The sequence below is a fragment of the Vibrio kagoshimensis genome (genome assembly GCF_050337535.1).
Taxonomy (GTDB): domain Bacteria; phylum Pseudomonadota; class Gammaproteobacteria; order Enterobacterales; family Vibrionaceae; genus Vibrio; species Vibrio gallaecicus.
The window spans coordinates 198,951-211,823 of the sequence record NZ_JAKJSZ010000003.1; the positions used below are offsets into that span (position 1 = coordinate 198,951).

At 40.7% G+C, this 12,873-nt stretch carries 9 protein-coding genes and 1 pseudogene; 8 read left to right on the forward strand and 2 right to left on the reverse strand.

Going from position 1 to position 12,873, the window contains the following annotated elements:
- The first annotated feature begins 677 nt into the window (after positions 1-677).
- The 3 genes from gltS to L4C37_RS02975 all read left to right on the forward strand — a co-directional run bounded on the left by gltS (position 678) and on the right by L4C37_RS02975 (position 4,017).
- Positions 678-1,910: a sodium/glutamate symporter gene (gene gltS, locus L4C37_RS02965; RefSeq protein WP_429767817.1), complete on the forward strand. Its 1,233-nt coding sequence runs from the start codon at positions 678-680 to the stop codon at positions 1,908-1,910.
- Between the two features lie 54 nt (positions 1,911-1,964).
- Positions 1,965-3,296, forward strand: coding sequence for a patatin-like phospholipase family protein (locus L4C37_RS02970; RefSeq protein WP_429767818.1), 1,332 nt, complete (start codon positions 1,965-1,967; stop codon positions 3,294-3,296).
- Positions 3,297-3,447: 151 nt separating this feature from the next.
- Complete coding sequence (locus L4C37_RS02975; protein WP_429767819.1) at positions 3,448-4,017, forward strand: hypothetical protein; 570 nt, start codon at positions 3,448-3,450, stop codon at positions 4,015-4,017.
- Between the two features lie 42 nt (positions 4,018-4,059).
- Here L4C37_RS02975 and L4C37_RS02980 read toward each other — a convergent pair whose 3' ends face one another.
- The gene (locus tag L4C37_RS02980) at positions 4,060-4,941 is read right to left on the reverse strand and encodes a LysR family transcriptional regulator (protein ID WP_429767820.1); all 882 of its coding nucleotides are present in this window, start codon (positions 4,939-4,941) and stop codon (positions 4,060-4,062) included.
- A gap of 221 nt (positions 4,942-5,162) precedes the next feature.
- Here L4C37_RS02980 and L4C37_RS02985 point away from each other — a divergent pair.
- From L4C37_RS02985 to L4C37_RS02995, 3 genes and pseudogenes are all read left to right on the forward strand, one after another.
- Positions 5,163-5,447: pseudogene (locus L4C37_RS02985) on the forward strand (putative quinol monooxygenase); the annotation flags it as partial.
- 80 nt (positions 5,448-5,527) lie between these two features.
- Positions 5,528-6,502: a Gfo/Idh/MocA family protein gene (locus tag L4C37_RS02990; RefSeq protein ID WP_429767821.1), complete on the forward strand. Its 975-nt coding sequence runs from the start codon at positions 5,528-5,530 to the stop codon at positions 6,500-6,502.
- Between the two features lie 364 nt (positions 6,503-6,866).
- The gene (locus tag L4C37_RS02995) at positions 6,867-9,401 is read left to right on the forward strand and encodes a hybrid sensor histidine kinase/response regulator (protein ID WP_429767822.1); all 2,535 of its coding nucleotides are present in this window, start codon (positions 6,867-6,869) and stop codon (positions 9,399-9,401) included.
- A 246-nt stretch (positions 9,402-9,647) separates the two neighbouring features.
- On the opposite strand, the gene L4C37_RS03000 is transcribed toward L4C37_RS02995, so the two are convergent.
- Complete coding sequence (locus tag L4C37_RS03000) at positions 9,648-10,409, reverse strand: DeoR/GlpR family DNA-binding transcription regulator (protein WP_137371890.1); 762 nt, start codon at positions 10,407-10,409, stop codon at positions 9,648-9,650.
- A 281-nt stretch (positions 10,410-10,690) separates the two neighbouring features.
- Here L4C37_RS03000 and ltnD point away from each other — a divergent pair, with 281 nt between their 5' ends.
- Entirely contained in the window at positions 10,691-11,605 is a 915-nt protein-coding gene (gene ltnD / locus L4C37_RS03005; protein WP_429767823.1) for an L-threonate dehydrogenase, read from the forward strand.
- A 2-nt stretch (positions 11,606-11,607) separates the two neighbouring features.
- Entirely contained in the window at positions 11,608-12,864 is a 1,257-nt protein-coding gene (otnK, locus tag L4C37_RS03010) for a 3-oxo-tetronate kinase (protein WP_429767824.1), read from the forward strand.
- The last annotated feature ends 9 nt before the right edge of the window (positions 12,865-12,873 follow it).

The window sequence follows — 12,873 nt, forward strand, 5'->3', positions numbered from 1 at the left end:
CTAATCGCATTACCTACGATGCTTTTACTTGGGTGTAATTCAGATTCGACAAGTATCGAATAGTTCTTTAAAGCTCAATAAGGCAACGTTCTCGGTTCAAAATCAGAGAATAAGTCTAGTTCAATAAGTTTCGTTCTTCGGTTGGTAGCGCTGACAACCAGCGCTGTCTATCGATATTTTATCGCTTTACTTTCCCATCATTCATCATTCATCCTCCCTCCTTCTTTCGTAGTTTTAAGTGCTAAAACTGATTTCAACAATGGCACATTTTAGGTTAATTCACCGTGTGTGAGATGCTACTTACTTTGACTTACAGATTATTATCGTAAAGCCATGTAGGTTATACCCGTCATAGTCGTGGTGGAATCGGTTACATGGATAGATTAGATAGTATTTGTTATTTGATAATAATAATTTGCTTATTACTTATTAAACACTATTACTAATTGTCATTTACCGGCTAAGTTGATCATTGGTATTAAGTGAAATTTATAATCATCTGCTTAATTATTTTGTCTTTGTCGCTTGAATTAGCTTAATCAAATGAATGACATCAAAACTCTAAGGCGTTGAGGTACCGAAAGTGGCGAGTCTCTCTAAATAAACGATTGGAACTATTGGAATAACTGTGAGAGTAATGAACACTGATCTTAATGCATTTTCTAATGGAATAAACTATGGATTTTGAAAACAACATACTACATCTAGGCTCATTCTTTGCGGTAACTATGGGTATTGTTGTCCTTTTTATAGGGCGTAGACTGAATCAAGTCGTGGGGTTTCTTAAGGAGTTCAGTATTCCTGAGCCCGTTTCTGGGGGGATTATTGTCTCGACTCTTTTTGCGCTACTGTACGCAACTACCTCAATTGAGGTTCAATTCGATTTAATGGCTCGTGACGTGTTGTTGGTTTACTTTTTTACCACTATCGGTATCAACGCCAGCCTAAAAGACTTATTGAAAGGAGGGAAGCCATTAGTTGTACTTCTCGCTATCACGATATTCTTTATGGTCATGCAAAATGTAGTAGGGATTTCAGTCGCTTCATTATTTGGTCTTGAACCTGTTTTCGGCTTGTTGAGTGGAAGTATTTCGTTAATTGGTGGTCACGGAACTGCTATAGCATGGGCGCCAAGAGTAGGGGAAGAATTTGGTTTAGAAAGTGCAATGGAGATCGGCATTGCGAGTGCTACATTTGGTTTGATTTTGGCGAGTTTAATGGGCGGTCCAATTGCTAAATATCTAATCAAAAAGCATAAGTTAGTGACTAATTCAGAATTAGAAGGGACGGGTAGTGTTGCAAAGAAAGAAGAAAAAGCCACACGCGAATCCATGACTTCATTTGAGTTTCTCGACGCGGTATTAGCGATTCACGTTTGTGTCATTCTTGGTGTTTTGTTAAATGAAGCCATTAGTCAAACTGGCCTGCAACTACCGCTATTTGTATCATGTTTGTTTACTGGCATTGTTATCACCAACCTGATCCCAGACTCTTATCCAAGAATCACTGGCACCAAGTGGCCAACACGTACTGCTGCCATTGATTTAATCGCTGAAATTGCTCTGGGTACATTCCTTGCGATGTCCTTGATGAGTATGCAGTTATGGACTTTGATTGACCTTGCTGGTCCTATTTTTGCGATACTTGGTATGCAGTTACTACTGGCTGTTGTTATCAATATATACGTTGTTTTCCCTGCTATGGGTAAAACATATGATGCAGCGGTGGTGTGTGCTGGTTTTGGCGGTATCTCACTGGGTTCTACGCCTACAGCAATGGCGAATATGTCGGCAGTGAGCCATAAATATGGTCATTCGGCTCAAGCCTTTATTATTGTTCCGCTTGTATGTGCATTCTTTATCGATTTAGCGAATGCGCTTATCATTCCTTATTTTATGCGTTTAATGTAACGCATTTAGCACACACTATTTAGTGAAAAAATCGTTTTTAAATAGGAAATAGTAATGACTCATCGCTTCTACACGTTCTTGATCATGGCTGGTGTTTTGTCAGGGTGTTCTTCGATTAACCAGCCTAACAATGTAGTAAAGGATGAATCGAAAGAGGCGAGTGATTACACATTAACTGAATTGACGAACTCTACCGAGAATGATGTCACCATCATTTTAGCTTTTTCTGGTGGTGGTACTCGGGCAGCCGCTCTGTCTTACGGTGTGCTTGAACAACTGCGTGATACTCAGATTGTGATTAATGGCAAACAGAAGCGCCTGCTGGATGAAGTGGATGTGATTAGCTCCGTTTCAGGTGGCAGCTTCACTTCAGCTTATTATGGTATTCATCAAGATAAGATATTTGATAGCTATAAGAGTGACTTCTTGTACCGAGATGTGAAAGATGATCTTGTCTCTATTATTCTAAGTCCAGTTCACTGGTTTTCAAGCTTAGGGCGAACAGATGCGGCGAACCAATATTATGAAGAAAATATTTTTGGTTCAGCCACGTTTAACGATATCGACCCGCAAAGTTCGCCTTATATCATTATCAACGCATCAGATATTACCACTGGGTTGCGTTTCTCTTTCATACAAGAATACTTTGACCTGTTGTGTTCAGATATAGGCGAATACCCGATATCTAAAGCTGTTGCCGCTTCTGCTGCGGTTCCGGTTTTATTTGAGCCTGTTGTTTTAGAAAACTATGAAGGTTGTTATGAGCAACTGCAAAGGCAAGCAGCTCAAGTTGTCACGAACGATCTGTCATATCAGTCGAAGAAAACCATCCAAGATATTAGAGACTATTCAGACAAAGACAGTAACCGCTACATTCATTTAGTGGATGGGGGGATTACAGATAACCTAGGCTTACTGGCTATTTATGATTTACTAGAATTGGGTAACTTTCACAGCAAACACGTCATGCCTGATGGTGTTAGCACTCATCAAGTGATTGTGATTTCGGTTGATGCCTCAACAAGCCCTGAATTGGGCATTGGGCAAAGCATGGAGGTGCCGTCAGTGCCTCAAACATTGAACTCAATTACCGATATTCAGCTACACCGCTATAACGATGCGACGAAGGCGCTATTTACTAAATCGATGGAACAATGGGCGAAAGAGAGTTCGACAGAAACGACTAAGGTGTACCCTCATTTTATTGATATAGGTTTTGAACATACGAAAGACTTGCAGAAAAAGAACGAGTTTAATCAGGTGCCAACCGACTTTACTTTAGATAAGGGGCTTGTGGACGCATTGATTGAAGAAGGTCAGCTGCAACTGAAAACTAATGATGAATTTAATCGCGTTCTACAGCAGTTGAATAGCGAAGCCTTGTAACTGTCTGCTATTTCGCCCTTCAGGTTCTTATTTCGTTTTCCATATAGTTTCATTAGATAGGGCTTATCAAATTAAGCCCTGCTTTACACAGCCTTACATAGCCCACGGGAAATATCAGTATCATGGTTCTTTTCCGTTAAAGGCTTATCGTTTGTTTGTTAAAGTTAAAACAGATATTGAAGCGTCTAGAATCATCAATACCCTCAGGCTTTTTTATACATCACATTCATCCCCTTCTATTCATCAAAGTTTAAAAAGATCTAGCCTAGCTTTTGGTTCCACAGGCGGTATCTATGCTGATGATTTGGATACTTTGTATCTCGTTTGTATTGATAGGCTTCGGCTTACATCAGATAGCTCAATCAGCAAAAAAGCGGCGACTTATATTGTTTTTAAGCTGGTTTCTAGCGGTTATGTAAAAGCGAAATATAAAATCTTTGGCACTAATGTGGTTCAAATCTCGCCTCTGGTGAGCATGACTTGTGAAGGTCTCGCAATAGATACCGCGATTTTAAAGCACAAGTGCGGTGATTTTGGAGCAGTAGATATGGTTCGTATGAAGCTGAATTTTGCGGGGGTGCTGAATAATGGAACCGTTGAAAGTATGCATAAGCTCAATGGACAAAAAATCTCGATAGTGACTGATCAGGTGGGCACTGAGCGAGAGCAAACCCGAGTCAATATTCAAACAGAAATAACGCGCTTAAACTCCATTTTGTAGGGATGCAATTGGTGTTTGCCCTTTGTTTACTTTACTCGCGCCTCACTCGTCACGGCAACGCTTGATCACGAAGTCAGCAAAGGTTCGGTTTTTTAAAGAGAGTTGCTTGCTTTTATACAATAGATGGATGGGTCTTCTTTGAGGAGAGCTGTCTTTTAAAACTTGTATAAGTTTCTGCTGTTTAATTTCCTGTTCGACTAAAATCATAGGTTGTAATAGTACCCCAACCCCTTGCAGCGCAGCATATTTAAGCACGTCACCATTATTGGACGCCAATCGGGTATGGTTGCTTTTAAATGGGCTGGTTGGCGCATTGAGCGTATGCTGACTTTGACCATTTGTATAACGAAACCCCAAACAGTGGTGTTGTGATAAATCGCTGATGGATTCGATTTTTGGGTGACGGCTTATGTAATCGGGAGAGGCGCAGTAAATCATCTTGTAATCACCGATATGTCTTGCAACTAAGCTTGAATCACTCAGCTCTCCAATTCGAATAATGAGGTCAGTCTCACTTTTGTAAGGGTCAATTAGCTCGTTTGATAGCATTAATTCAACGTTGATTTCAGGGTGTTCAATGAGGAACTCAGCCACAATAGGTGCGAGAACTTTGTTGCCATAGGTTACCGGGCAGTTAATGGTCACAGTACCTTGTGGGCGGTTCTCAAGAGTTTGAATTAAGTTTTCAGCATTACTGATGTCTTCTAAAATTCGTTGGCATTCTTGAAAATAGAGTTTGCCTGAATCAGTCAGAGATTGCTTACGAGTAGTGCGGTGAATTAAACGTGTATTCAGACTTTCTTCTAGTGATGAGACATGCTTGCCAATCATCGTTGGTGATAAGTTGAAGTGATCAGCAGCACAGCGAAAGCTGCCATTTTCTACCACATACGCAAATACCTTCATGCTTGTTAGCTTATCCATCAATCATCACCTACAACTATTAATTATGTACTGTTAACTATGCGCAGTTAGTAGTTGGCTATAACAACCTGAATCGCATTGCTTGCTAAGGATTTTTCTTAACTGCTGTCAATTGAACACTATGAGTTTATAAAAAATAAACTAAAGGTTAGTTTATCAATTAAATGTGTCTAATTATATTGAGTACCTTATTTAGAACGCTGATAACGTGAGATTCCCCAATGGATAGCAGTATTTTTGTCACCGCAGAACTTAAAATTCAAGACGGCATAGACCGTGAACAAACAATAAAAGCGATTGAGCAATTTTGTTTGGATATGCAAAGTGAAGAAGGATGCTTACAGGCAACCGCTAGTTATGACTCGGAAGATTTACAACGTGTGATCTTATGGGAGCGTTATCAAGATAAAGCGGCAATACAAGCGCATTTTGTTATGCCTCACACACAGGCTTTTATTGACCGTGGACTAACGACTTTGGTTCAAGTATTTCAAACTCAGTGCCAAAGCCAAAGCCAAAGCCAAAGCCAAAGCCAAAGCCAAAGCCAAAAATCAAGCTCAGAGACGAACAAAGAAGGGACGGCAGTATGAAGTGGGGAATATTAGGTACGAGCTTTATTTCAGGTGTGATGGCAGACGCAATAAACAATGATGAAGGCAGCGAGTTGTATGCTGTTGCTGGGCGAACGCAATCTACTCTTAATGAATTTACCACCCAATACAAGCCTACAACGTCATATAACAGTTACGATGCATTGCTTAACGATGATTCGGTAGATGTTGTATACATTGCGTTACCTAACCATGTACATCACGAATATGTGATTAAAGCAGCAAATAAAGGTAAAGCTATTTTGTGCGAAAAATCATTATCCATTGATATGGAAAAAACGGATTTAGCGCTCACGGCTGTAGCGGAAAACCAGGTCTTTTTCGCTGAGGGTTTGATGTATCTTAATCACCCATTGGTTGAACAACTTCTCTCTGAATTGGAATCTGGCGAGATTGGTGAAGTGCGTTCTATACAAGCTTCATATATCGCGGCCATTGATCAATTTGTGAATCCGGCAAGTAAGGGGGCACTGTATAACTTAGGGTGCTACCCAATGTCGCTTATTCATTCAGTAATGCAGCAACAATATGGGGATCAGATATTCGATAATGTTGATATTTCAGCATTAGGTCGTCGCGGCTTAGATGGGAATATTTGTGAATCTTCGGCTTTAATGCGATTTAATGACGCAGTCAGTGCCCAAATCCACACTGCCGAAGATCATGGTTTGAAGCACCATTTTACTATCTTGGGCAGTAAAGGCTGTATCACACTGACAACCAATCCTTGGTTACCTTCAATTGATAATCACTTTAGTGTAGAGCTATACGAAACTTCACATAGAGAAGTTACAGTAAAAGCGCAGGGCGATGGTTTCCATTATCAGGTTAGAAATATTCGTGGAGCTATTCAAGCGGGGCATAAACAATTACAACCCCCATGCGCAACCATTAATGATTCGAGAGCAATCATGGACCTGCTGACTCGCTGGGAACATGCAGCAAGCTAACGTTTGAGCGACAACTATTCGTAATAATGAACGCCTAAAACTTCTTGTTTTAGGCGTTTTTATTTTAAAAACTTATATTAGTTACGAGTGGCATCATCATTTTTAATTTTCCGTGTTGAGTTGATTTTTATAAATAGAATAAAATACTATAAATTCGCGCAGGGTTAAATTTTACGCCCTTGCCGTTATTGGCACTATTCTTCTGTCATTACTTGGCTCAATATCACATTGATTGTGTAATGTTGCATATTGTTGTAACGAGTTCGATAAAGTGCGTATTATTTTTTACTATTACTTGCCAAGGGCAGTGAATGTATGAGCGTTTTGAAAAAACCTAAGATGAGAAAAGGCAGGGAAGCATTGAATGGCTGACATCTTTGTTAATATCGCACCATACTTCAAATTATCGCTGCTGTTAGGTACAAGCCTCATCATACTTTGTTGGTTAAGCTACTTTGTACGTTTTGTTTACCAGCAAGAAGTGAAAGTCCTTACCTCTTTGTACACGTCATACATTGTGTACTCTGTCTCTATCCTATTTTGGGTTCTCAGCAATGCTTATTTTCATTCTTCTCTATTGGTGGGGCTAGGAGATGATGCCGGAATATTAATGGCAAGAGCCGCCAATATCTTCTCGTATATGGCGTTTGTTTGCGCTTTCCATTTCTCATGCAAAGTGACTTCTGAATATAAAAATCACCAACTTCCTAAGTGGCAGTGGGGTTTAATAGGGCTTGCAACCTTATACTCTGTACCGATTAATTTAATGTCGGGCTACACCGTCATCGGCATTGATATCACCGCTCAAAGTGATTTTATTCTCCATTTTGGATCTGGTACTCCGCTTTTCTTTTTTACGATCTTACTGTTTTTCTTTTTAACGCTGAGTAATCTGTTTTGGTACGGGTTGAAAAAGAGTCAAATTAAGCGTCTTAAAGTGACGTACATGGCGGCTGGTATCATTATCTTCATGATATCGACCACGCTTGTTCATCTCTTTGCGACATTGATTCTTAACGATTTTTCAATGACATGGCTTCCCCCTGCATTATCCATAAGTGAGTTGTTATTTATGGGGTATGCCGTGGTCTGTAATCGTTTTTACAGCTGGCGATATCTTTTGCATATTGGCAGCAGTTTAGCGTTAACACTGGGAGTGTATTTTACTTTTCTTGCGTGGTCTTTTGATGGATTTAATATGCAAGAAGAGGCTTTTGAGCTTGTATTACTGGGTGCGCTAATGGTTACCGGAACTTGGCGGCTTACATGGAAAGTTGCTCGTTCAATCTCAAGCGTATTGATTTATGGAAGCATTAAAGATCCGACAGATAAAATTGCAGGTTTAGTTGACGATTTTCAAACCTCAACCGAGCAAGCGATGGAAAAATTAGCTGGTATTCTTCATGTAGACAAAGCGCTGCTTGTTTTGGACGCAAATTCCAATGATCTCTACTCATCTGTTCTTAATCAAACTCGTTCTGCTCTCCTAGTTAAAGAGGTTGAGTACGAGGTTAGCAGTCAACCGAATACTAAGTTGCACGCTATTCGCGACAAAATGCTGAAAAGTAATACCGCAATGATTCTTCCTTTGCATGACAAACAAGATACGTTGTCGTATTTCATTATGTCTTCAGGGAAGCGCGATGGTTCACTTTTCACAAATGAAGAAATTTCAGCTCTCCAGAAGCTATTGAAAAAAGCGTGGCCGTATATTCATAACGAACGTAAGGTTCAGCATTCCCAAGCGATGGCCAAATCAATAGCTCATGAAATGCGTAACCCTTTGGCACAAGTTCAGCTGCACTTAGAAAAGATCAGTGAGCTTACGGCTCGATTCCCTGAGACAACGCCTAATTTGGCAAATGAAGAGTGGACTGATTTAGAAGCGAAGCTAGAGCAAGAGATTAACCGTGGTAGAGACGCTATCCAGCGCGGTAATTTACTGATTGATGCAACGTTACATGAAGCCCATGATCTCTATTTGAATCAAGACTCTCTGGGTTACTACTCAGTTGTTGAGCTCATCAATAAAGCATTGGATGACTATGCCTATGGGTCTGAAGCTTTTACTAGCCGTGTCCAATTTGAACCTGAAGAGCAAGATTACTTAGTGCATGCAAACGACACTATGTTTAGTTTCATTCTGTTTAACTTATTGAGAAATGCTCTGCACTATTTCGATGATTACCCAAAAAGCTATATTGAAATAAAACTTAAAACGGGTGAAAAATTCAATCAAATTTTGTTTAAAGATTATGGACCAGGTATTGATCCAAAAGTGGTGGAACGGATTTTTGATGACTTTTTCACGCACCAAAAATACGATGGTAGTGGTCTAGGGCTGAGCTACTGTAAACGCGTCATGACTTTGTTTGATGGCAGTATTCATTGCCAGTCGGTTTACGGGAAGTTTACCGAATTTAAGTTAGTGTTTCCTAAAGTTGCTTCTAATGTAAGAAGAGAAAACGACGATAGTAACCTAGTTGATACGAATAGCTTACGAGACTATTTAGCAGGGGTTCAGTTGCCTGAATCAAGCATCAAAGAAGGTATTCAAGTTCTTGTTACAGATGACAATAAAGGACAGAGAGCGCTCACACGTATTTATTTAGAGCAGCTTGGGGCAATGGTTCATGAAGCTGAAAATGGGCTGCAAGCGGTGAAGTTCGTTGAGAAGCACCCTGTTGATATTGTTTTTATGGATATACAAATGCCTGTCTTGGATGGTTTAGCGGCGACCAAACAGATAAAGTTATTGAAGCCGACTTTACCTGTGATTGCCCTCTCGGGAGAGTCTGGCAAGAGAGAAATTGATAAAATTAACCAGTTGATGGATGGACGATTATCTAAACCTACTAGTAAGCAGTTATTAGATAAAACAATCCGACAATACTTCTAAAAACATGTTTGTAGGGTATTAGAAAGCTCAGAGGTCAGCTATTAAGCTCCTAATAAGATCATTGCTTGAATGACTTATTAGGAGCTTAATGGATTACCTTATATATGGTCAGAGCTTTATGGTGATAGCTATACAATATGGTCAGAGTTATATGACCAGACTCGGTAAATATCAACGTTTATGAATAGCAAAATCTTATATATAACAAAAGCTTATGCATAACCTATGTTTATACGTAGCCCAAGCTTAAGTTGGTTGAATAACCTTAAGACCTTTTTCGTTTAATTCATCGGTCACACTGCTTGAAAGTTTACTATCAGTAATGACCCCATCAAGTTCGCTCATATCTAGAGCATGGAAGCTAGCAATCCGGCCATATTTGGTCGAGTCTGAAATTAGATAGTTAGTATGAGCTGCCTTAATAATGGCTTGCTTGACCAATACCTTATTTTCACATGGCGTGGATAATCCTTTCAGGTTCCAAGATGAAGAAGAGATAAACGCAATATCAATATTCATCCCTCTCAAAAATTCAGCTACTTTACCACCAATGCTGGATTGGTTTTCACGATCAATCTTGCCACCTGTATGGTAAATCTCAGATTGAGTGTTATTCATTAAATACGCGGCAATTGCAAAATCATTGGTAATGATCAGAAGATCATCGCGACCAGCAAGTTGGTGGGCGATCTCTAAAGAGGTCGTCCCTGCATCAAGATAAATCGTCGAAAATTCTGGGACTGCTTGAGCTGCAAGTTGACCAATTTGAGCCTTCTCATTGGCTTGTTGCTCGACTTTAATGTCATGTGACAATTCACTGTGCAGTGCTTTAGCCAGTTGTACACCGCCTGACACTGAAATTACCTTTCCAGACGTTTCTAGTTTTACGATATCTCGACGAATGGTCATGTGAGATACCTCTAAGTGCTCAACGAGTTCAGAAATACTGATCACTTCCTGGTGTGATAATAGTGACAGAATGGTTCTCTGGCGTTCTGCTGGAATCATGATTCTTCTTCTATATTCTTATTTTTCATCATCCTACCAACCTTTTCTCATTTTGTGAATATATGTGAATATCTGTTGTGAAATAGTCACTCGAACTGTGATAGCCGCTGTGAATACTGTTGTTCAGTGCCTCAAAAGGGGTAAATTATCCTTAAATGTTAATTTTTGTTAAAAGTGTGACTTGTCACTAAGTCGCATTCGGTTGCTTCACATATAATCACAAACATAAACAAGAATTAACAAAATCTAGAATTTAATAATTACGTGAAAGGCATCCTGTTATGAGTGAAGTTCAATCTGTTGGTGTTATCGGTTTAGGTTCTATGGGGATGGGCGCTGCAAAGTCATGTGTTCGTGCTGGGCTTGATGTATATGGTTTCGACCTGAACCCTCAAGCACTTGAAACCTTGGGTGAATATGGGGCAAAAGCGGTATCGACTAATGCGCTAGAGTTTGCAGACAAGCTTGATTCGGTTTTGGTATTGGTTGTGAATGCAGCGCAAGTAAACACTGTGTTATTTAAGACGGGTTTGGCAGCAGCATTGAAACCGAATACTCCAGTAATGGTGTCAGCTACGATTTCTGCAGAAGATGCGAAACAAATCGAAACTCAGCTATCTGAATTCGACCTTGTGATGCTTGATGCGCCAGTTTCCGGTGGTGCAGTAAAGGCAGAAGCTGGAGGTATGACTATTATGGCTTCTGGTGCTGCGAGTACATTCGAGGCATTGGCTCCGGTACTCGATGCTACTGCGGCTAAAGTTTACAACATCGGTGAAGCGATTGGTCTTGGCGCAACAGTGAAGATCATCCATCAACTGTTGGCTGGTGTTCACATTGCTGCGGGCGCGGAAGCTATGGCATTAGCGGCACGAGCAAACATTCCTCTAGATCTTATGTACGACGTAGTGACCAACGCTGCGGGTAATTCTTGGATGTTCGAGAATCGAATGAAACATGTGGTTGATGGCGACTACTCTCCAAAATCTATGGTCGATATCTTCGTTAAGGATTTGAATTTGGTATCTGATACCGCTCAAGACCTGAAATTCCCACTTCCGTTATCAAGTGCTGCACTGAATATGTTTGTAAGTGCAAGTAATGCAGGCTTTGGTCAAGAAGACGACAGTGCTGTGATTAAAGTATTTCAAGGCATTGACTTACCAGGTGTGAATGCGCCGAAAGTGGAGAAATAATCATGTTGTTAGGTGTTATTGCAGACGACTTTACAGGTGCAACAGATATTGCTGGTTTCCTAGTTGAAAACGGTATGCGCACCATTCAATTAAATGGCATTCCAGCAGGTGACTTTGATGTATCGGCAGACGCGGTAGTCATCAGCCTTAAATCTCGCTCTTGTCCTGTAGATGAAGCGATTACTGATTCCGTTACTGCTCTTAAATGGCTGCAATCCCAAGGTTGCCAACAGTTTTATTTTAAATATTGCTCTACGTTCGACAGTACTGCACAGGGGAATATTGGCCCTGTTACCGATGCACTCTTGGCTGAGCTCGGTGAGTCTTTCACTATGGTTTGTCCGGCATTGCCAGTCAATGGCCGCACGGTTTATAACGGTCATCTGTTTGTTTTTGGTGAGCTATTAAGTGATTCGGGAATGCGTAACCACCCCGTTACGCCTATGACAGATTCAAGTGTGGTTCGCATGATGAACGCGCAATCGGAAGGTGTTTCTGGTTTGGTGAACTTCCAAACTATTGAGCAAGGTTCTGATTCGATCACTGCTCGTTTTGAAGAATTAAAAAGCCAAGGAAATCGCTATGCGGTCGTTGATGCTTTTAATTCCGAACACTTAGTGACACTAGGACAAGCTGCGAAATCTCTGAAGCTAATCACTGGTGGTTCAGGGCTAGCTGCTGGTATTGCAAAAAATTGGACAGAGCATCTTGTAGATCAAAGCGATGCAAAACTTGCGGGTAGCCCAGTAAAAGCCCCAACTGTTGTGTTCTCTGGTTCTTGCTCTGTGATGACGAATCAACAAGTGACCACTTATAAACAACTTGCGCCGCATTTTGCTATCGATGTGAAAGCGTGCTTAACCAATGCTCAATACACAAATGAAGTCTTCGATTGGGTTATGACTCATAGCCAAAGCGAATTTGCTCCTTTGGTATACGCAACCGCCGATGCTGCTGCCCTTAAAGCGATTCAAGAAGAATACGGTGCGCAAGCTTCAAGTCATGCGGTTGAGCAGTTCTTTAGCCAATTAGCTATCAAGCTGCAAAAAAATGGTGTGAAAAATTTCATCGTGGCTGGTGGTGAAACCTCTGGCGTTGTGACTCAAAGTTTAGCGGTAAAAGGTTTCCATATTGGTCCTCAAATTGCGCCAGGTGTGCCTTGGGTGAAATCCGTTGAAGGTGATCTTTCATTGGCGCTTAAATCGGGCAATTTTGGTGACGAAAACTTCTTTGCTAAAGCGCAAGCATTCTTTTCATAAGCGAGGTTC

Bases quoted from the DNA above. Each gene is read 5' to 3' on its own strand.
- gltS (WP_429767817.1), top strand. From the start codon at position 678: ATGGATTTTGAAAACAACATACTACATCTAGGCTCATTCTTTGCGGTA.
- L4C37_RS02970 (WP_429767818.1), top strand. From the start codon at position 1,965: ATGACTCATCGCTTCTACACGTTCTTGATCATGGCTGGTGTTTTGTCA.
- L4C37_RS02980 (WP_429767820.1), bottom strand. From the start codon at position 4,941: ATGGATAAGCTAACAAGCATGAAGGTATTTGCGTATGTGGTAGAAAAT.
- L4C37_RS02990 (WP_429767821.1), top strand. From the start codon at position 5,528: ATGAAGTGGGGAATATTAGGTACGAGCTTTATTTCAGGTGTGATGGCA.
- L4C37_RS02995 (WP_429767822.1), top strand. From the start codon at position 6,867: ATGGCTGACATCTTTGTTAATATCGCACCATACTTCAAATTATCGCTG.
- L4C37_RS03000 (WP_137371890.1), bottom strand. From the start codon at position 10,409: ATGATTCCAGCAGAACGCCAGAGAACCATTCTGTCACTATTATCACAC.
- ltnD (WP_429767823.1), top strand. From the start codon at position 10,691: ATGAGTGAAGTTCAATCTGTTGGTGTTATCGGTTTAGGTTCTATGGGG.
- otnK (WP_429767824.1), top strand. From the start codon at position 11,608: ATGTTGTTAGGTGTTATTGCAGACGACTTTACAGGTGCAACAGATATT.